Raw genomic sequence first — 20,134 nt, 5'->3', positions numbered from 1 at the left:
AAACGATGACGCACTCTGATTACACCGCACGGCCATTAGCCAATGCGGTTCGCGCACTGAGTATGGACGCGGTACAGCAGGCCAATTCCGGCCACCCCGGCGCGCCGATGGGCATGGCGGATATGGCCACCGTGCTGTGGCGCGAGTTTCTGCACCATAACCCCGCCAACCCCGATTGGCCTAACCGCGACCGGTTTGTGCTCTCCAACGGCCACGCCTCGATGCTGCTTTACAGCCTGCTGCATCTGACCGGCTATGCGCTACCGCTGGAGGAGCTGAAAAATTTCCGGCAGATGCACAGCAAAAACGCCGGGACACCCGGAGGTGGACGTCACGCCCGGCGTGGAAACCACAACCGGGCCGTTGGGGCAGGGCATCGCCAACGCCGTCGGGATGGCGCTGGCCGAACGTACTCTGGCGGCGCAGTTCAACCGGCCGGGGCATACCCTGGTCGACCACTACACCTATGTGTTTCTGGGCGACGGTTGCATGATGGAGGGCATTTCCCACGAGGTGTGCTCGCTGGCGGGGACGCTGAAGCTAGGCAAGCTGGTGGCGTTTTACGACGACAACGGCATCTCCATCGATGGTCATGTCGACGGTTGGTTTACCGACGACACCGCCGCCCGGTTTGAGGCTTACGGTTGGCATGTAGTGCGCGGCATTGACGGGCACGACGAGGCGGCGATCCGTGCGGCGATCAACGCCGCGCGCGCAGTCGGCGATAAGCCGTCGCTGCTGATGTGCAAAACCGTGATTGGCTTCGGTTCGCCCAACAAGGCCGGCAGCCACGAGTCCCACGGCGCGCCGCTGGGGCCTGCGGAGGTGGCGGCGGCCCGCGAAGCGCTGGGCTGGCCATACCCGCCGTTCGTGATCCCGCCGGAAATCCGTGCGCAGTGGGATGCGCGGGAGGTTGGTCAGGCAAGGGAAAACGCCTGGGCGGCGCGGTTTGCGGATTATGCGCGCGCGTTTCCCGCGCTGGCGGCGGCGTTTACCCGCCGTATGCGCGGCGAGTTGCCGTCAACATTCGCGGATGACGCGCAGGCGTTCATCGCCGGCTTGCAGGCTAACCCGGCGGAGATTGCCAGCCGCAAGGCCTCGCAGAACGCCCTGAATGCCTTTGGCCCGCTGTTGCCGGAGCTGGTGGGCGGCTCCGCCGATCTGGCGCCGAGCAACCTGACGCTGTGGTCCGGCTCCCGGCCGTTGAATGAAGATCCGGCCGGCAACTATGTGCACTACGGCGTGCGGGAGTTCGGCATGACCGCCATCGCCAATGGGATGGCGTTGCACGGCGGTTTCCTGCCGTATACCGCCACCTTCCTGATGTTCGTCGAATACGCCCGTAACGCGGTGCGCATGGCGGCGCTGATGAAGCAACGTCAGGTGCTGGTCTACACCCACGACTCTATCGGGCTCGGGGAGGATGGCCCGACCCACCAGCCGGTGGAACAGCTGGCGATGCTGCGGGTGACGCCGAATCTCAGCGTGTGGCGCCCGTGCGATCAGGTGGAAACCGCGGTGGCCTGGCAACAGGCGGTGCAGCGGCATGACGGCCCGACGGCGCTGATCTTGTCGCGCCAGAATCTGGCGCAACAGCCGCGCAACGACGCGCAACTGGCGGCGATCGCGCGGGGCGGCTATGTATTGAAAGACGGTACGCTGCCGCCCAGGCTGATTGTGATCGCCACCGGGTCGGAAGTCGCGCTGGCGGTGGCCGCGTGGGAAGTGCTGTCGGCGCGCGGGGTGGCGGTTCGGGTGGTGTCGATGCCGTCTTGCGACGTGTTCGACCAGCAGGATGCCGCTTACCGCGAAGCGGTGCTGCCCTCAGCGGTAAGCGCACGCATCGCGGTCGAGGCGAGCATCGCCGACTACTGGTACAAGTATGTCGGGTTGCACGGCGCCGTGGTGGGGATGCGCGACTTCGGTGAATCGGCCCCGGCCGGGCAACTGTTTGCGCGCTATGGCTTTACCCTCGACAACCTGCTGCATCAGGCGGAAGCGCTGCTGGCGCGCTAACGCTATTTCACTGCAATAGACCGGGCTCCCGTCAGTCGGCGGGGGTCGGTTTTCCTTGATTGCCCCCATGCCGCCCGAATGGCGTGATGCCTCGGGTGGTGGGCCCGGTTTTCCCTTATCGGGCGCCGTGCGGGTCGAACGGTTTGACGCACCGGGCGGCGGCCCGGCTTTCCTGCGGCGGGGAAGCGGTGTTTATCTTGCCGGTGCCGACGTTCCACCCGAAAATTCCGCCCGTCTTTGATCTGCGACAACATGCGGTTGTATGAAAAATCCATAAACTTTCATACTCACTGTTTCCCCGACGACACCTGCCGCCGGATCGATTGGAAGGGTTCTCATGTTGTCTTCGTTACTGCGGAAAAACCCGCGCGCTGTGGTTATTTTAGGCTGTCTGGTTGTTATCAATGTGGCGGTATGGCTGCTGGCCGTGGCGATGTTTCACGACAATGCTGCGCTGGTGGCGACCTGCCTGCTGGCCTGGTGTTTTGGGCTGCGTCATGCGGTGGATGCGGATCATATCGCCGCCATCGACAGCGTGACCCGCAAAATGATGCAGGAAGGGAAGCGTCCGCTGGGCGTCGGCACCTGGTTCTCGCTCGGCCACTCCACCATCGTGGTGCTGGCGTCGCTGGCGCTGGCGGCAACGGCGACGGCGTTTCAGGACGATATGACTTGGTTCCACGACGTGGGCGGCGTGATCGGCACCTCGGTGTCCGCCGCTTTCCTGTTGCTGATGGCGGTAGTGAATCTGGTGATCCTGCGTAGCGTCTGGCGCAATTTCCAGCGCTTCAAACAAGGTCAGCGCCTGACGCCGGAAGTGATAGCGGCGGCGCCGGCCTCCGGCGTGCTGGGGTGGTTGTTCCGTTCCACATTCCGGCTGGTGAACAAAAGCTGGCACATGTACCTGGTGGGGTTCCTGTTCGGGTTGGGGTTTGATACCGCGACGGAAATCGGCGTGCTGGGCCTCTCGGCGGCGGGCGCCTCGCAGGGCATGTCGATCTGGTCGATCATGCTGTTTCCCGCGCTGTTCACCTGCGGCATGGCGTTGGTGGATACGCTCGATAACGTGCTGATGGTGGGCGCCTACGGCTGGGCGTTCAGCAAGCCGCAGCGCAAGCTTTACTACAACATGACCATTACCGCGTCGTCGGTGGTGGTGGCGGTGTTTATCGGCGGGCTGGAGGCGCTCGGCCTGTTGGCGGACAAGTTTGACCTGCATGCCGGCGCGTGGCGTCTGGTGGATGACATGAACGACCAACTGGGCAACGCCGGTTTTTACGTGATCGCGCTGTTTATCGCCTGCTGGGTGATTTCGCTGTGTAACTACCGCTGGAAAAAGTACGACGCGCTGGATAATCAGGCCGCCTGACGCCGTCGGTTCGGCGCTGGCCGTATAGCTTGACTCACCGGGCGACGCGCCCGGTTTTCCCTCATCGGGGGTGGCGCTGGCCGAGCGGTCGGATTGACGGCGCGGCGCCCCCTTGTTCGGCTTCCCCCATCCTGTGCAACGCCCGTCATTCGGGCCTTTAAACGGCGAGCGGCATCGCAATCTGGATATGCATACAGCTTTTGTGTATGCGCCACTTTTTTTGTGTTATAAGCTATACGCCAACATTTAGTGCTATTGGAAAGAGGAAAAACCGCGTGATAGGTCGTCTGAGAGGCATCGTATTGGAAAAGCAGCCGCCGCTGGTGCTGATTGAAGCCGCCGGGGTGGGCTATGAAGTGCATATGCCGATGACCTGCTTCTACGAGCTGCCGGAGCTCGGTCAGGAAAGCGTGATTTTTACTCATTTCGTGGTGCGGGAAGACGCGCAACTGCTGTTCGGTTTCAACAATAAGCAGGAGCGTTCTCTGTTTCGCGAGCTGATCAAGGTCAATGGCGTCGGGCCGAAGCTGGCGCTGGCGATCCTCTCGGGGATGTCGGCGCAGCAGTTCGTTTTCGCCGTGGAGCGTGAAGAGATCGGCGCGCTGGTAAAACTGCCAGGCGTCGGCAAGAAAACCGCCGAACGTCTGGTGGTGGAGATGAAAGATCGCTTCAAAGGGTTGAATGGCGATCTGTTTACCGCCGCCAGTGATATCTCGCTGCCGGCGACGGCCGGCAAGGCCGACGAACCGGATCCGCAGGCGGAAGCCGAGGCCGCGCTGGTGGCGCTGGGCTACAAACCGCAGGAGGCGGCGCGGATGGTCAGCAAGGTGGCGCGTCCGGACGCCGATTGTGAAACCCTGATCAGGGAAGCGCTGCGCGCCGCGTTGTGAGGTAAACATGATTGAAGCCGACCGTCTGATTTCACCCAGCGTCATCGCCGAAGAGGAAGTACAGGATCGCGCCATTCGCCCCAAGACGCTGGCTGAGTACGTCGGGCAACCGAAAGTGTGCGAGCAGATGGAGATTTTTATTCAGGCGGCCCGCAAACGCGGCGACGCGCTTGACCATCTGCTGATTTTTGGCCCGCCGGGGTTGGGCAAAACCACGCTGGCGAATATCGTCGCCAACGAAATGGGGGTGAATTTGCGCACCACTTCCGGCCCGGTGCTGGAGAAAGCAGGCGATCTGGCGGCGCTGCTCACCAACCTTGAACCGCATGACGTGCTGTTCATCGACGAGATTCATCGTCTTTCGCCGGTGGTGGAGGAGGTGCTCTACCCGGCGATGGAGGATTACCAGCTTGATATCATGATCGGCGAAGGCCCGGCGGCGCGATCCATCAAACTGGATTTGCCGCCGTTCACGCTGGTCGGGGCCACCACCCGCGCCGGTTCGCTGACCTCGCCGCTGCGCGATCGCTTCGGCATCGTGCAGCGTCTTGAGTTCTATCAGGTGGCCGACTTGCAGCACATCGTGCAGCGCAGCGCCCAGTGTCTGGGGCTGGAGATGACGGACGAAGGCGCGCTGGAAGTCGCCCGCCGTTCCCGCGGCACGCCGCGTATCGCCAACCGCCTGTTGCGGCGGGTGCGCGATTTCTCCGAAGTGAAATCCGACGGCGTCATCACGATGGAGGTGGCGATGCAGGCATTGGATATGCTGGCGGTGGATGCGGAAGGTTTCGACTATATGGATCGCAAACTGCTGCTGGCGGTGATCGACAAATTCATGGGCGGGCCGGTGGGGCTGGATAATCTGGCCGCTGCGATCGGCGAAGAACGTGAAACCATCGAAGATGTGCTGGAGCCCTACCTGATTCAGCAGGGCTTTTTGCAGCGCACCCCGCGTGGACGCATCGCCACGCAGCACGCCTATCGTCATTTCGGCCTGAGCCGGGAAGAGTAGGTTCAGCCGCTACCCGCAGGAAAAATAGCCGTCCGCCTTTCCTTGTTCCCGCCTTGTTCCCGCCGGCCCATCGGCTGACGGGAAACCCGCCAAGGTTAAAACACACCGATACTGATTTGCTCTTCATGCATTGAGGGCCGGACGGGCTGCGTCAGGCCGATTGTTTTTTCAGCAGGCTGAGTATGAACAGCAGCGATGCGCACAGTACCACCGACGGGCCCGCTGGCGTGTTGGCGTCGGCGGAAAAGGCCAGCCCGCCAGTGACCGCCAGCATCCCGACGGCGATGGCGAGCAGCGCCATCTGTTCCGGCGTGCGCGCGAAGCGGCGGGCGGTGGCCGCAGGAATGATCAGCAATGAGGTGATGATCAACGCGCCGACGAATTTCATCGCCAGGCCGATAGTGAGCGCGGTGATCAGCATCAACAGCAGTTTGGTTCGCTGGATCGAGACGCCGTCTACGTGCGCCAGCTCCGGGCTGATGGTCATGGACAGCAGCGAACGCCATTGCCAGCACAGAACCATCACCACCAGCAATACGCCGGGGCCAATCATCCACAGATCGTCCGTCGTGACGGACAACAGGTCGCCGAACAGGTACGCCATCAGATCAATCCGGATAGTGTTCATCAGACTGACCACCACCAGCCCCAGCGATAGTGCGCTGTGCGCCATGATCCCCAACAGGGTGTCGATCGCCAGCCAGGGGCGGCGCTCCAGCCAGACCAGCCCGCAGGCCAGCATCAGCGTGACGGTTATCACCGCATAAAACAGATTGATGTCCAGCAACAGCCCCAGAGCGATGCCCAGCAGCGAGGCATGCGCCAGCGTATCGCCGAAGTAGGACATGCGTCGCCAGACCACAAAGGAACCGAGCGGGCCCGCCGCGATGGACAAAAACATCCCCGCCAGCCAGCCGGGCAGCAGTAGTTCAATCATGCGTTGTTTCCGTCCTGTCGTTTCAGAATGATTTTGCCGTTCAGGTCATGCCGGTGGTTGTGGTGATGACGGTAGATGGCCAGCTGTTCAGCCCCCCGATGCCCGAACATGGCGAGGAATTCCGGATGCAGCGAAACCACTTCCGGCGCGCCGGAGCAGCAGACATGCTGATTGAGGCACAGCACTTCGTCGGTTTTGGCCATCACCAGATGCAGATCATGGGAGACCATCAATACGCCGCACTGGTACTCCTGCCGCAGCTGGTTGATCAGTTCGTACAGCGCCAGTTGGCCGTTGACGTCGACACCCTGGGTCGGTTCGTCCAGCACCAGCAATTGCGGCTGGTTGAGAATGGCGCGTGCGAGCAGAACGCGCTGGGTTTCGCCGCCGGAGAGTTTTTGCATCGGTTGTTCCAGCAGGTGCCCCGCCTGTACGCGCTTGAGGGCGGGCATGATGTCGTCGCGTTTGACGCCGGGGCGCAGCCGCATAAAGCGATTGACGGTCAGCGGCAGCGTGACGTCAAGATGCAGTTTCTGCGGGACATAACCGATGCGCAGGTGGGGCGCGCGCTCAAGACGGCCGCTGGTGGGGGGCAATAATCCCAACACCACGCGCACCAGCGTGGATTTGCCCGCGCCGTTGGGGCCCAGTAGCGTCAGAATGCGGCCGGCCTGTAGCCGGAGGGTGATATCGGTGAGTATCGGACGGTTGCCGAACTGTACGCCGATATTATCCAGTGAAACGAGTGTTGCCATAGATTTTGGGTTGCAGAGAATACGTGACGTTATAATATAACCGTTTTTCGTATAAAAATCGATGGATGAAGGGTTATGCTGCGCTCTACTCATGATAAATGGCTGAAAACCATACTCGCCGCCGGCGTGTTGCTGACCGGGGTATGCGCCTCGTCGGCGGCGTCCTCCGCGGTGTTGACGTCAATTCGCCCGTTGGGGTTTATTGCGGCGGCCATCACCGATGGCGTGACCACAACCGACGTACTGCTGCCGGATGGCGCGTCGCCGCACGATTATGCGCTGCGTCCGGCGGATGTTCAGCGGTTACAACGCGCCGATCTGGTGGTGTGGATTGGGCCGGAGATGGAAGCGTTTTTACAAAAAGCCCTGCAACCGCTGCCTGCCGAGCGCAATCTGGCGCTGAGCTCGCTTCCTGCGGTGCGTGATAATTTGTTGCGCGAATCACATCACGACGATGATGAAGAAGAAAACACGGCTTCCCATGACGTTGATCATGATATGCACGCCAAAGACGGGCATTCTCATGATGTCGGCCAGAATTCGCATGATAATGAAGCAGATGAGCATCATCATGGCGAATTCAATATGCACATCTGGCTGTCGCCGGAGATGGCGCAGGCTGTCGCTGTGGCGATCCACGACCGATTGCTGGAACGCATGCCGCAGAATAAAGACAAACTGGACGTAAATCTGCGTAATTTCACTGAGAAACTTGCGCAGGTAGATAAAAATGTTGTTAATATGCTGACGCCTGTGCGAGGCAAGGGCTATGTTGTGTTTCATGATGCATACAGCTATTTCGAGCAGCATTATGGACTACGCCCGTCGGGATATTTCACTATCAACCCGATCATTCAGCCCGGTGCACAGCGCTTACACCAAATTCGAACACAGTTGGTTGAGCATAAAGCGGTTTGTATTTTTGCTGAACCACAATTCAGGCCAGCGGTCATCAATGCTGTCGCCAAGGGAACTGACGTGCGCATCGGCGTGCTGGATCCATTGGGAAGTGACATCACCCTGGATAAGGACGGTTACGTAAACTTTTTACGCCATTTGTCCGAGCAGTATCTGAGCTGCCTGAATGAAAGGAGATGAGGATAGGAACAAGTGCAGCAGATAGTCCGAACTATCACTCTGGCGTATAACAGTCTGCCCCGACCCCATCGCGTGATGCTGGGGTCGTTGACTTTTATCACACTGGCTGCCGCAGTCTGGCGGCCAGTGACATATCCGCCGGTTAACGATGCGCCCGCCATGGTGAAAGACATCGACGGCGACATCAATCATTACCAGACGCTCAATCCTCCCGCCAGCGAACCGCTGGATACCACGCCGGTTCCGCCGCTGGGCGAGGGGCGCAGCGCCTCCACGCCGAACATTAACACCGCGCCCGAGGCCACTGCGTCAGGCGCCGCTGCCAGCGTCAGCGCGTCGGCTGCCGCGCCGATGGCCGACAGCGAACCGCTGGATCAGCCCTCCACTACGCAAGGCATCCCGGACGGGAAGTCGGAAGAAGAAGACGATGGCAGTCATGAATATGTCGTGACGTCCGGCGATACGCTGAGCAGCATCCTGACCCAGTATGGTATTGATATGTCGGATATTTCCGCGCTGGCGGATCGGCATACTTCGTTGCGTAACCTCAAGATCGGCCAGCAATTGTCCTGGACGCTTGATGACGACGGCGCGTTGCAGACCCTCAGCTGGCAGGTCTCCCGCCGTGAAAGCCGCACGTATACTCGTAAAGGCAATATCTTCACTGAAGAAGTGGAAAATATTGAGGGCGACTGGCAGGACAAGGTCTTTACCGGTCGGATGAACGGCAGTTTTGTCAGTAGCGCGCAGTCCGCCGGCTTGACCGCCAATGAGGCCCGGGAAGTGATTCGTGCCTTGCAGTGGCAACTGGATTTGCACAAGGTGCGCAAAGACGACGAGTTTTCCGTCCTGACGTCCCGCGAAATGCTGGATGGCCACACCGAACAAACCGAATTGCAGGCGGTGCGTCTGCGTACCGGCGGCAAGAATTACTATGCATTCCGTGCCGACGACGGCAAATTTTACGATCGTGAAGGCGCCGGATTATCGCGGGGTTTCCTGCGTTTCCCGACGATGAAGCAGTTCAAAATCTCCTCCAACTTTAACCCGCGCCGCCTGAATCCGGTGACGGGGCGAATCGCACCGCATCGCGGCGTCGATTTCTCCATGCCGGTGGGGACGCCGGTGTTGGCTGCCGGTGATGGCGAAGTGGTGGTGGCCGAGCGTGATAGCGAAGCCGGCAATTACATTGCGATTCGCCACGGCCGCCAATATACCACCCGTTATATGCATATGACGCGGTTGCTGGTGAAACCGGGTCAGCGGGTGAAGCGCGGTGATCGTATCGGCCTTTCCGGCAATACCGGCCGTTCGACCGGCCCGCATCTGCATTATGAAATCTGGATCAATCAGCAGGCCGTGAACCCGCTGACGGCCAAGTTGCCGCGCTCCGAAGGGCTGGTGGGTAAAGACCGCCGCGAGTATCTGGCGCGCGTCAAAGATTACCTGCCGCAGTTGAAGTTTGATGATTAACGGTATTGCCTCTGATAACAGCCGGTAGCCAGTGCTGCCGGCTGTTTTTTTTGCCGATGGAAAAATACGCTCCAGAGGTTCAGCCGTGTAAATTGCAAACCCCCTCTCAGCCATTATGATTGGCGGAGGCAGTAACAAAGAGTCGTCGCATGGAACAGGAAAAGAAAGAAAGAAAAAGCAACGCCGAATTTATCCCCAGCTTCAAGCCGGCTTTTTTACACCCGCGCTACTGGGGTGTCTGGCTGGGGGCCGGTGTGATGGCCGCAGTGGCCTGCGTTCCGCCGCGGTGGCGCGACCCGGTGTTGGGCGCGTTAGGCCGGCTGGTCGGGCGCTTATCCGGCGGGGCGCGTCGGCGGGCGCGCATTAATTATTGCTGTGTATGCCGGATCTGTCGGAGGCGCAGCGCGAGCGGATTATCGATGACATGTTCGCTACCGCGACACAGTCGATGGTGTTGATGGTGGAGCTGGCTATTCTGCCCGGCAGGCTTGCGGGCGAGCGGGTGCGTTGGCATGGCATGGAGATGATCGAACAGTTGCGTGAGCAGCAGCGCAATATCATTTTTCTGGTGCCGCACGGGTGGGCGATAGACATTCCGGCGATGCTGATGAGCCAGCGCGGGCATCAAATCGCCGCCATGATGCACAACCAGAAAAATGCGTTGGTCGACTATCTGTGGAATAAGCTGCGTCTGCGGTTCGGCGGGCGTCTGCATACGCGCAACGATGGCATCAAACCCTTTGTCGGGTCAGTCAGGGATGGCTTTTTGGGCTACTATCTGCCTGATGAAGATCACGGCGCGGAGCACAGCGAATTTGTTGATTTTTTCGCTACCTACAAGGCGACCTTACCGGCGATTGGCCGGCTGATGAAGGTGTGTCGGGCGGAGATCGTGCCGCTGTTTCCGGTGTATGACAGCAAGACGTCGCGGCTGGATATCTTGGTGCGCCCGGCGATGCGGGATCTGGCTGGCGCCGAGGATAGCTACATTGCCCGGCGCATGAATGAAGAAGTTGAAGCATTGGTCGGCCCGAATCCGGAACAGTACACCTGGATCCTCAAATTGCTGAAAACACGCCAACCGGGCGAAACCGAGCCTTATCTGCGCAACGATCTCTACCCGCGCTAAGCGATGCAATCCGGGTGTCCCGCACCGCTCCCTCGCCGGGACACCCGCCAACCGTTTTGCCAAACCGCCCGGTACGCGGCAATTGGCCTCCCTCCGTGTAGCACCGCGGTATCCTCCCCGATTTAGCGCCGATAGCGCGACGCGAGCAGCTTGCCTGAAGTGAGGTGAGGGCGGCGTTTACGCCATGATGCCGCGCTGTAATGCGCGAACGGGTAACGTTTATTTTGCAGCGCGACCAAGGGGGCAACGATTTGCGACAAGCATTTGTGGATAACTTTTCGGTTTTCAACCCACTGAAGCAGAATTAATACCTATTCATGAAATTTAAAATAACCTGTAATAGTTAAATTTGATCACCCAAACGAGGAAGTGGAACTTATAAAAAATCCGATAAACAGGGTTTTTATCCCCGGTATTTATTCTAGGAATATTCCCTGTTCTTTTTATTTTTCATTTTGATTTAATAGCCACGAAGCCAAGCGATACCGGCTTCAATCATTAGCCAGGACAAATAACGCAACGTATTCAGACGGCTTATTTGGTGGGGCTAATAAAAAAAGATTCTCTTTTAAAGGATATTCACAATGAATATGAAACCACTGTTTTTAGGCGTTTTACTGGCAACAGCGTATGTCTCTGCCAATGCTGCAACCACCACGGTGGAAAAAAGCGCGAATGACGCCGTAGCAGCCACCAGTGCAAAACCGGCATCTGCTGAATCCGCATTGGGCAAAGCGGTGGATAAAGCCAATACGAGCGCGGCGGCTAAGCCCGAAACCGATGCCGCCGTCATCAAAACCCCGGTTGGCGCCGCCGGCAAGATGAAGGCGGAGAAAACTGTCGGCACGATGGAAAACACGGCAGCGAAGACCACCGCAGCGAAGAAAGAGCAAAGCGAACATAAAAACCCCATGAAACAACATCAGGCGGAAAAAGAGAGTCAGTCGGCGGTTAAAGACAGCGTGGCTGAAAAATCCAGCCCGGTCAAAAATGAAGGCGTCACCACGCCGAAGAGTAGCGTACAGTAATATTCCCGGCTAAAAGCGAATCGGAAAAATTATTTTAACGAAATAATGGTTTTTATATAAATAACCATGCGCGGGCGGAAAGGATGCCGCCGCTATTATTCTGAATGACTCGAACCGTTAGGCGCTCAATAATTTTAATTGAGAGGGCAGCGAATTTCCGTTATTAACTAAGCCAGGTCATCGTCGTTACCAAACGATGTTATTGTGACCGATGTTATTGCGGTAAAACGACGGTGCCATAGCGGTAAACAACAGTGCCATAGAGCAGCATGGCATAGCCTTGGTTGCAGCCCTGAGAATACGTCATCGGGACAACACACCGGCAATGTGAAATTCGGCGGATATAACATAAAAAAGCGGGGCATATATCACCCCGCTTTTTCTTTGTCGGCGTCCCGCAATGGAACCGCCGGCGTATCGGCCTTATTCGACGCGCAGAATACGGACGGTATTGGTGGTGCCTACCGTGCCCATCACGTCGCCTTGGGTGACGATCACCAGATCGCCGGACATCAGGAAGCCTTTGTCGCGCAGTAACAGCACCGCATCATTGGCGGCGGCGACGCCGTCCGTGTAGCTGGAGAACTGCACCGGCGTTACGCCGCGGTACAGTGCCGTCAGGTTCAGCGTGTGCTCGTGGCGGGACATCGCGAAGATCGGCAGGCCGGAACTGATGCGGGACATCATCAGCGCGGTGCGGCCGGATTCGGTCATCGCAATGATGGCCGTTACCCCTTTCAGGTGGTTGGCCGCGTACATGGCGGACATGGCGACGGATTCTTCAACATTGTCGAACTGGATATCAAGGCGGTGTTTGGAGACGTTGATGCTGGGGATTTTTTCCGCGCCGACACAGACTTTGGCCATCGCCGCTACGGTTTCCGCCGGGTATTGCCCCGCTGCGGTTTCCGCCGACAGCATGACGGCGTCGGTGCCATCCAATACCGCGTTGGCCACGTCCATGACTTCGGCGCGGGTCGGCATCGGATTAGTGATCATCGATTCCATCATCTGGGTGGCGGTGATGACCGCACGGTTCAGCTTACGGGCGCGACGGATCAGTTTTTTCTGAATACCGACCAGTTCCGGGTCGCCGATTTCCACGCCCAGATCGCCGCGCGCCACCATGACGACGTCAGAGGCCAGGATGATGTCGTCCATGGCGTCATCGGTGCTTACCGCTTCGGCGCGCTCCACTTTGGAAACAATCTTGGCCTGGCAGCCGGCTTCGCGAGCCAGCCGACGGGCATAATGCAAGTCTTCGCCGGTACGGGGGAACGAGACCGCCAGGTAATCGACGCCGATTTTGGCGGCGATGATGATGTCGGCCTTGTCTTTTTCCGTCAACGCTTCCGCCGACAAGCCGCCGCCCAGTTTGTTGATGCCCTTGTTGTTAGACAACGGGCCGCCTACCGTCACCTCGGTGTAGACTTTCATGCCGTCCACGCCCAGGACTTTCAGTTGCACACGGCCATCATCCAGCAGCAGGATATCGCCGGGAACCACGTCGTCCGGCAAGCCTTTGTAGTCGATGCCGACTTTTTCTTTATCGCCTTCACCTTTGCCGAGGTTGGCATCCAGCAGGAATTTATCGCCCACATTGAGGAAAATCTTTCCTTCCCTGAACGTGGATACACGGATTTTCGGCCCCTGCAAGTCGCCCAAAATGGCGACATGACGACCCAGTTTCGCTGCGACTTCGCGCACCCGGTCAGCGCGCAGCTGATGGTCTTCCTGAGTGCCGTGGGAGAAGTTCAGGCGGACTACGTTAGCGCCTGCGGCGATAATCTTTTCCAGATTATTGTCGCGGTCGGTAGCCGGCCCCAGTGTGGTAACGATTTTGGTTCTTCTGAGCCGTCTGGACATGTATAACTCCGTTGACTGGTGAAGCGTGTTTGTAATGTGGTAACGGCAGGAGGAGGGGAAAGGCGATGCTTGCCTGTACGCGCCCCCGGCCGGATGCCGTGCCTGGTTTTAAGGTAACGGGCTGGCGCTCCATTCCGGGGAGCGGCGCCGCAGTCACCCGATATTACGACAAACTAGTTAAAAGGACTGCTGAATCGTTCTTCCTTATCAAAACGCGATTCTTTTAATGCTTCTTTGACGCGCTTCAAGTTATCCCGGAATTTCGCGCCGCGCCGCAGCGTAAATCCGGTGGCCAGCACATCGATCAGCGTCAACTGCGCAATGCGCGACACCATCGGCATATACATGTCGGTGTCTTCCGGCACTTCGACCTGCAACGTGAGCGATGCTTCCCGCGCCAGCGGCGAACCGCCGGAGGTGATGGCGATGACGGTGGCGTCGTTCTCCCGCGCCAGCCGCGCCATTTCAACCATGTTCTTGGTGCGACCGGTGTGGGAAATCAGCACCACCACGTCGCCTTCGCTGGAGTTCATGCAACCCATGCGCTGCATCACCAGATCGTCAAAGTACACCACGGGAATATTGAAGCGAAAGAACTTGTTCATGGCGTCATGGGCGACAGCCGCCGAGGCGCCGAAACCGAAGAAGGAAATTTTCCGCGCCTGGGTCAGCAAATCGACCGCCCGGTTGACCGCCTGAACGTCGATGTTGGATTTGGCGTATTCAAGACCCGCCATCGCCGACTCGAAGATTTTGCTGGTATAGGACTCCACCGAATCGCTCTCTTCCACATTACGGTTCACGTAAGGCGTGCCGTTGGCCAGGCTCTGCGCCAGATGGAGTTTGAAATCGGGGAAACCTTTGGTGTCGAGACGACGGCAGAAACGGTTGACGGTGGGCTCACTCACTTCCGCCAAGCCGGCGAGGGCGGCGATACTGGCATGGATGGCTGTCTGCGGCGAGGCGAGAATGACTTCCGCCACTTTTCTTTCCGATTTACTCAACAGCTCTAGATGACTCTGGATTTTTTTCCAGCATATTCATATAACAGTGACCATCTATGGTATTTTCATTGGCTGCCTTGGGGTAAACCAATGCGGAATGGATGAAATATACTACGGGCGTCCGGCCGTTGCAGAGGGCTGAGTAACACGCCGCCGGCTTTTTTTGTCAGAATATGACTTGTGTCTAACTTTCAAAATAGTAATTCATTGTCAGAAAAGACAGAAAATTTCTTTTTTGGGCAGATGCCAGATAGGTTTTGCTGCGGTGCCCAATGACATCTTAAGCCTTGTCGTACCAGCAAATAAGCAGAATGTGGTTTTTTTTCAGGTTTACTGGGTAAAGTCAAAAAGAGTACATTAGTTCTGTAATAAAATTACAGTGCCCTGCAATGAGGAGATTGAAAATGGCGGTAACGTCAACGGCTCAGGCGTGTGACCTGGTGATTTTCGGTGCGAAGGGCGACCTGGCGCGCCGTAAGTTGTTGCCTTCACTGTATCAACTGGAAAAGGCAGGCCATATTCATCCGGAAACCCGCATCATCGGGGTGGGACGTGCGGACTGGAGTAAAGCCGATTACGTTAAAGTAGTGCAGGATGCGCTGGACACCTTCCTCAAGGAGCCGGTGGATGCAACATTGTGGAGCACCCTGAGCGAGCGGCTTGACTTCTGCAATCTGGATGTGGAGGACACCGCCGGTTTTGCCCGTCTCGGCGCCATGCTTGACCAACAAAACCGTGTCACCATCAACTATTTCGCCATGCCGCCGAGCACGTTCGGCGCCATTTGTCGCGGGTTGGGCGAAGCCGGGCTGAACAAAGAGCCGACCCGGGTCGTGATGGAAAAACCGCTGGGCACCGATCTGAACTCCTCCCGCGCCATCAACAATCAGGTGGCCAAATATTTCGACGAATGTCAGGTCTACCGTATCGACCACTATCTGGGCAAAGAGACGGTGCTCAACCTGCTGGCGCTGCGGTTTGCCAACTCGCTGTTCGCCAACAATTGGGATAATCGCACCATTGATCATGTGCAGATCACCGTGGCGGAAGAAGTCGGCATCGAGGGGCGCTGGGGTTACTTCGATAAGGCCGGACAGATGCGCGATATGATCCAGAACCATTTGTTGCAGATTCTGACCATGATCGCCATGTCGCCGCCGGCGGATCTCTCGACCGACCGTATCCGCGATGAAAAAGTAAAAGTGCTGCGCTCGCTGCGCCGTATCGATCGCTCCAACGTGCACGACGTCACGGTGCGCGGCCAGTACACCAGCGGTTTCGTGCAGGGTAAAAAAGTGCCGGGTTATCTGGAAGAAGAGGGCGCCAACAAAACCAGCAACACCGAAACGTTTGTGGCGATCCGCGTCGATATCGACGACTGGCGCTGGTCGGGCGTGCCGTTTTATCTGCGCACCGGCAAACGCCTGCCGAGCAAGTGTTCGGAAGTGGTGGTGTATTTCAAAAACCCGGCGCTCAACCTGTTCAGCGATTCTTATCAGCAACTGCCGCAGAACAAACTGATTATCCGCCTGCAACCGGATGAAGGGGTGGAGATTCAGATTCTGAACAAGATCCCGGGGCTGGATCACAAGCACCGGCTGCAAACCACCAAACTGGATTTGAGTTTTTCGGAAACGTTCAATCAGCAGCATCTGGCCGATGCCTATGAGCGTTTGCTGCTGGAAACCATGCGCGGGATTCAGGCGTTGTTCGTCCGGCGCGATGAAGTGGAAGAAGCCTGGAAATGGGTGGATTCCATTATGGATGCCTGGTCGATGGATAACGACTCGCCGAAGCCGTATCAGGCGGGAACCTGGGGGCCGGTGGCGTCGGTGGCGATGATCACCCGTGACGGCCGCTCCTGGAACGAAGTGGAATAAGCGGTTTTGCCCCGTCGCTGTGGCGGGGAAAACCGTTAGCAATAAACAGGCGAATCGCCTGGGCTGACGGTGCGGTCGGACGTTCGCGGGTCTCCGCGGATCCCTGTGGCAGGGGCGCGCCAGATCATTAATTGATGCCCATTGGGCATGACTGGAGAAGATTCTCAATGAAAAACTGGAAAACCAGTGCGGAAAGCATTCTGACAGCCGGTCCTGTTGTTCCTGTCATCGTGATCAACAAACTGGAGCACGCGGTACCGATGGCGAAAGCGCTGGTCGCGGGCGGAGTGCGCGTGCTGGAGCTGACGTTGCGTACCGACTGCGCCGTCGAGGCTATTCGCCTGATCGCCAACGAAGTGCCGGACGCCATCGTGGGCGCGGGGACGGTGCTGAACCCGCAGCAACTGGCCGAAGTGACCGACGCCGGCGCGCAATTCGCCATCAGCCCAGGCCTGACCGAGCCGCTGCTGAAAGCCGCCGTCGCGGGCACCATCCCGTTGATTCCGGGTATCAGCACGGTGTCCGAATTGATGCTGGGCCTGGATTACGGCCTGAATGAATTTAAATTCTTCCCGGCGGAAGCCAACGGCGGCGTCAAGGCATTGCAGGCGATCGCCGGCCCGTTCGGCAAAGTGCGCTTCTGCCCAACCGGCGGCATTACGCCGAAAAACTACCGCGACTATCTGGCGCTGAAAAGCGTGCTGTGCGTAGGCGGTTCCTGGCTGGTGCCGACGGATGCATTGGAAAGCGGCGAATATGCCCGCATTACCGATCTGGCGCGCGAAGCCGTGGCCGGCGCAACCGCGTAAGCGACGTCAACCTGGCTGACACCACGATATTCATACTATCGTTTCAGGGTGTCGTATTATCACCGCAGGTATCCCCTGCGGTTTTTTTATTTCAGCGTATTCGGGGGGCGATGTTTTCTGGCGAGTCGCGTTGGCGATATTGCGGGTCGCGTTGGCGGCGTTGTTCATTCCAATCACTTGCCGCAGTCAATTTATCGGTATTTACCTCTCTGTCCTAAAGCGCCAATACCTGGCGTTGTTTAACACGTCAGCCGGTTATTCGGCAATGCGAATTATTTAGGGGATAGATCTTTAATCTTTAGATAAAATAATTATAGGTCTGAGCTGGAAAACAATATAGAAATGAAATATAAATGAGCTGCCATTTCAATTTACCATGAGATGGTTTTATGTTTTATTTTTATCGTTTTTTAGGAATGAATAAATTCATTATTTCCTGTTTTTTCCAATAATCATGTTATTAAGGATGAATACGATGAATGGAAAGGTAAATGACTGGGTACGTCATTGTTTACGTGCGACGGTTCTGGTTTCGGCCACCACCATCGCACTGTCTGTGCATGCGGCAACAGTAAGTATTGATGCGGATGTTAATTATCAGACAATTCAAGGGTTTGGTGGGATGAATGGCGTTGGGTGGATTAACGACCTGACGACAGATCAAATTAATACTGCCTTCGGGAATGATACCGGGCAAATCGGGCTCTCTATTATGCGCATACGCATAGATCCGGATTCCAATAAATGGAATAAGCAGGTATCGAGCGCACGTCAGGTGTCTACGTTGGGCGCAAAAATAATGGCGACGCCCTGGACACCGCCGGCATATATGAAAAGTAACAATAGCCTGATCAATGGCGGGCGTTTACTGACAGAGCATTACTCCGGCTATACCTCGCATCTTTTAGATTTTTCAAATTATATGCAAAATCAGGGTGCGCCTATTTATGCTATTTCTATACAAAACGAACCTGACTGGAAACCTGATTATGAATCGTGTGAATGGAGTGGTGATGATTTTAAAAATTATCTCAAATCACAGGGCGCTAAATTCGGTTCCCTTAAGGTTATTGTCGGCGAGTCATTAAATTTTAACCATAATTTAACCGACCCGACATTAAATGACAGCGATGCGTCACAATACGTAGCAATCGTCGGTGGGCATTTATATGGCACAACGCCTAAATCTTACCCGTTAGCGCAAAATGCCGGTAAACAACTTTGGATGACGGAGCATTATGTTGATTCAAAGCAATCTGCCAATAACTGGTCATCGGCGCTTGATGTCGCCACTGAACTGAATGCCAGCATGGTCGCCAATTATAATGCGTATGTCTGGTGGTATATCCGCCGCTCCTATGGGTTATTGACCGAGGATGGCAACGTCAGTAAACGTGGTTATGTGATGGCGCAATATGCCAAATTTGTTCGCCCTGGGTTCCAGCGTATTCAAGCCACGGAAAACCCCCAGACAAATGTTCACCTTACTGCCTATAAGAACGCAGAAGGGAAGATGGTTATTGTGGCAGTCAACACGAACGACTCAGATCAACTGTTAACACTGAACATTAGCCACGCGGATGTCGGTAAATTTGCAAAATACAGCACATCAGAGACGTTGAATGTGGGATATGGCGGGTCATATCAGGTTGATAACAGTGGAAAAACAAACGTATGGCTCAATCCGCTGAGTGTGACAACCTTTGTGAGTCAATGACGATGTAATGAGGGTTTATTCTTGCGCCGCAATCGACTTGCGGCGTTTTTAATGTTAGCAAGCTGCCTCTTCACGGCTATCCGGGCGGGCAGGCGGTTCCTTTCCGGGGTTGGGGCGTAGAGGCGCGTCGCGCGCGCCTGGGTTGGCGGCGTATTCGTAATCCCGGCGGTAGTCCGAGCCTTCGCCCAGATGCTGGCTGAGAAAGTCGATGAACACCCGCACTTTAGCCGGCAGGTGGCGCCGTTCCGGGTAAACCGCGTAGATACTGTGTTCCGGCAGGCGGTACTGCGGCAGCACCTCCACCAGCCGGCCTTCGCTCAACGCCGGCCCGACGATGAATTTGGGTACCTGGCAAATACCGACGCCCGCCAGCAGCGCATCGAACAACGCTTCGCTGTTATTAGCGCGATAATTGCCATGAGGCTGAAAGCGCACCGGGCCGTCCGGGCCCTCGAAACTCCATTCAACCCCACCTTTGAAATAGAGATAAAACAAACAATTGTGGTGCTTCAGCGCATCGATATGCTGAGGGACGTCGGTACGTTGCAGGTAATCCGGCGCGGCGCACAGCACACTGAAACACGGGGCGAGCCGACGGGCTATCAGGCTGGAATCCGGCAACTGGCCGATACGTACCGCTAAATCGAACCCTTCGCCCACCAAATCCACCACCCGATCATCCATCAAGAGATCGACACTGACCTCGGGATAACGGTGCAGAAATATCGGCAACAGGGGAGAAATATGACGCAGCCCGAACGCCATCGGCGCGCTGACGCGCAATGTTCCCTGAGGCCGTTCTTGCAACTGTGTAACCGCGTCTTCCGCCTGCTGCGCCAGTTGCAGTGCCCGTTGCGCGTAATCGTAGTAATCGCTGCCCGCCTCCGTCAGGCTGAGCTGCCGGGTGGTGCGATGCAGCAGGCGAACGCCCAGCCGCTCTTCCAGCTGGCTCAGGCGTTTACTGACCGCTGATTTTGACAGATTCAGCCGTTTGCCCGCCGCTGAAAAACTGCCGCTTTCCACCACGGCGACGAACACCGGCAGAGAAGAAAAATCGTTCATAGGATTGTTGCCTATAGATAAACAATCAGTTTCGTATGGGATGGATTATAGAGGATGTCGTCACCCGCTAAAATGCCTGCCGAAATCCA

The 20,134-nt window shown here is 57.1% G+C and carries 13 protein-coding genes and 3 pseudogenes; 11 read left to right on the top strand and 5 right to left on the bottom strand.

The genetic code is table 11. The annotated features are described in order from the left end of the window. Positions 1–5: 5 nt before the first annotated feature. From tkt to ruvB, 4 genes and pseudogenes are all read left to right on the top strand, one after another. Positions 6–2,016: pseudogene (gene tkt / locus DPA2511_RS21595) on the top strand (transketolase). Positions 2,017–2,353: 337 nt separating this feature from the next. Continuing rightward, positions 2,354–3,385, top strand: coding sequence for a HoxN/HupN/NixA family nickel/cobalt transporter (locus DPA2511_RS11035; RefSeq protein ID WP_015853843.1), 1,032 nt, complete (start codon positions 2,354–2,356; stop codon positions 3,383–3,385). Between the two features lie 275 nt (positions 3,386–3,660). Continuing rightward, a complete protein-coding gene (gene ruvA, locus DPA2511_RS11030; protein ID WP_015853842.1) occupies positions 3,661–4,275 on the top strand; it encodes a Holliday junction branch migration protein RuvA in 615 nt (204 codons plus the stop codon). A 7-nt stretch (positions 4,276–4,282) separates the two neighbouring features. Next, positions 4,283–5,287, top strand: a complete 1,005-nt coding sequence (ruvB, locus tag DPA2511_RS11025; protein ID WP_015853841.1) for a Holliday junction branch migration DNA helicase RuvB — start codon at positions 4,283–4,285, stop codon at positions 5,285–5,287. Between the two features lie 151 nt (positions 5,288–5,438). On the opposite strand, the gene znuB is transcribed toward ruvB, so the two are convergent. Together znuB and znuC are read right to left on the bottom strand one after the other, a co-directional pair. After that, positions 5,439–6,224: a zinc ABC transporter permease subunit ZnuB gene (gene znuB, locus DPA2511_RS11020; protein WP_015853840.1), complete on the bottom strand. Its 786-nt coding sequence runs from the start codon at positions 6,222–6,224 to the stop codon at positions 5,439–5,441. Further along, complete coding sequence (gene znuC, locus DPA2511_RS11015; RefSeq protein WP_015853839.1) at positions 6,221–6,979, bottom strand: zinc ABC transporter ATP-binding protein ZnuC; 759 nt, start codon at positions 6,977–6,979, stop codon at positions 6,221–6,223. Before znuC ends, znuB begins: the two co-directional genes overlap by 4 nt. 75 nt (positions 6,980–7,054) lie before the next feature. Here znuC and znuA point away from each other — a divergent pair, with 75 nt between their 5' ends. The 4 genes and pseudogenes from znuA to DPA2511_RS23920 all read left to right on the top strand — a co-directional run bounded on the left by znuA (position 7,055) and on the right by DPA2511_RS23920 (position 11,707). Then, positions 7,055–8,077, top strand: a complete 1,023-nt coding sequence (znuA, locus tag DPA2511_RS11010) for a zinc ABC transporter substrate-binding protein ZnuA (RefSeq protein WP_015853838.1) — start codon at positions 7,055–7,057, stop codon at positions 8,075–8,077. A 12-nt stretch (positions 8,078–8,089) separates the two neighbouring features. Then, a complete protein-coding gene (gene mepM / locus DPA2511_RS11005; protein ID WP_015853837.1) occupies positions 8,090–9,550 on the top strand; it encodes a murein DD-endopeptidase MepM in 1,461 nt (486 codons plus the stop codon). 149 nt (positions 9,551–9,699) lie between these two features. After that, positions 9,700–10,679 (top strand): annotated as a pseudogene (gene lpxM, locus DPA2511_RS21590) (lauroyl-Kdo(2)-lipid IV(A) myristoyltransferase). Positions 10,680–11,263: 584 nt separating this feature from the next. Then, the gene (locus DPA2511_RS23920; RefSeq protein WP_015853835.1) at positions 11,264–11,707 is read left to right on the top strand and encodes a hypothetical protein; all 444 of its coding nucleotides are present in this window, start codon (positions 11,264–11,266) and stop codon (positions 11,705–11,707) included. A 423-nt stretch (positions 11,708–12,130) separates the two neighbouring features. Here DPA2511_RS23920 and pyk read toward each other — a convergent pair whose 3' ends face one another. After that, positions 12,131–13,573 carry a pyruvate kinase gene (gene pyk, locus DPA2511_RS10985; protein WP_015853834.1) on the bottom strand — a complete coding sequence of 481 codons (1,443 nt, stop codon included), beginning with the start codon at positions 13,571–13,573 and terminating at the stop codon, positions 12,131–12,133. Between the two features lie 173 nt (positions 13,574–13,746). After that, a pseudogene (locus DPA2511_RS21580) lies at positions 13,747–14,617 on the bottom strand (MurR/RpiR family transcriptional regulator). A 364-nt stretch (positions 14,618–14,981) separates the two neighbouring features. Here DPA2511_RS21580 and zwf point away from each other — a divergent pair. From zwf to DPA2511_RS10965, 3 genes are all read left to right on the top strand, one after another. Further along, on the top strand, positions 14,982–16,457 hold the full coding sequence (zwf, locus tag DPA2511_RS10975; RefSeq protein WP_015853832.1) for a glucose-6-phosphate dehydrogenase: 1,476 nt from the start codon (positions 14,982–14,984) through the stop codon (positions 16,455–16,457). Positions 16,458–16,624: 167 nt separating this feature from the next. After that, positions 16,625–17,266 (top strand): bifunctional 4-hydroxy-2-oxoglutarate aldolase/2-dehydro-3-deoxy-phosphogluconate aldolase, encoded by a 642-nt coding sequence (locus DPA2511_RS10970; protein WP_015853831.1) that lies wholly within the window; start codon positions 16,625–16,627, stop codon positions 17,264–17,266. Between the two features lie 475 nt (positions 17,267–17,741). After that, positions 17,742–18,983, top strand: coding sequence for a glycoside hydrolase family 30 protein (locus DPA2511_RS10965; RefSeq protein WP_015853830.1), 1,242 nt, complete (start codon positions 17,742–17,744; stop codon positions 18,981–18,983). 54 nt (positions 18,984–19,037) lie between these two features. On the opposite strand, the gene DPA2511_RS10960 is transcribed toward DPA2511_RS10965, so the two are convergent. Continuing rightward, positions 19,038–20,045, bottom strand: a complete 1,008-nt coding sequence (locus tag DPA2511_RS10960) for a LysR family transcriptional regulator (protein WP_015853829.1) — start codon at positions 20,043–20,045, stop codon at positions 19,038–19,040. Between the last annotated feature and the right edge of the window lie 89 nt (positions 20,046–20,134).

It is taken from the genome of Musicola paradisiaca NCPPB 2511, from assembly GCF_000400505.1.
GTDB lineage: Bacteria > Pseudomonadota > Gammaproteobacteria > Enterobacterales > Enterobacteriaceae > Musicola > Musicola paradisiaca.
The sequence above is the reverse complement of the archived record's forward strand: the minus strand, read 5'-3'. Positions and strand labels throughout refer to the sequence as shown.

Bases quoted from the DNA above. Each gene is read 5' to 3' on its own strand.
- DPA2511_RS11035 (WP_015853843.1), top strand. From the start codon at position 2,354: ATGTTGTCTTCGTTACTGCGGAAAAACCCGCGCGCTGTGGTTATTTTA.
- ruvB (WP_015853841.1), top strand. From the start codon at position 4,283: ATGATTGAAGCCGACCGTCTGATTTCACCCAGCGTCATCGCCGAAGAG.
- znuB (WP_015853840.1), bottom strand. From the start codon at position 6,224: ATGATTGAACTACTGCTGCCCGGCTGGCTGGCGGGGATGTTTTTGTCC.
- znuC (WP_015853839.1), bottom strand. From the start codon at position 6,979: ATGGCAACACTCGTTTCACTGGATAATATCGGCGTACAGTTCGGCAAC.
- znuA (WP_015853838.1), top strand. From the start codon at position 7,055: ATGCTGCGCTCTACTCATGATAAATGGCTGAAAACCATACTCGCCGCC.
- DPA2511_RS23920 (WP_015853835.1), top strand. From the start codon at position 11,264: ATGAATATGAAACCACTGTTTTTAGGCGTTTTACTGGCAACAGCGTAT.
- pyk (WP_015853834.1), bottom strand. From the start codon at position 13,573: ATGTCCAGACGGCTCAGAAGAACCAAAATCGTTACCACACTGGGGCCG.
- zwf (WP_015853832.1), top strand. From the start codon at position 14,982: ATGGCGGTAACGTCAACGGCTCAGGCGTGTGACCTGGTGATTTTCGGT.
- DPA2511_RS10970 (WP_015853831.1), top strand. From the start codon at position 16,625: ATGAAAAACTGGAAAACCAGTGCGGAAAGCATTCTGACAGCCGGTCCT.
- DPA2511_RS10965 (WP_015853830.1), top strand. From the start codon at position 17,742: ATGAATGGAAAGGTAAATGACTGGGTACGTCATTGTTTACGTGCGACG.
- DPA2511_RS10960 (WP_015853829.1), bottom strand. From the start codon at position 20,045: ATGAACGATTTTTCTTCTCTGCCGGTGTTCGTCGCCGTGGTGGAAAGC.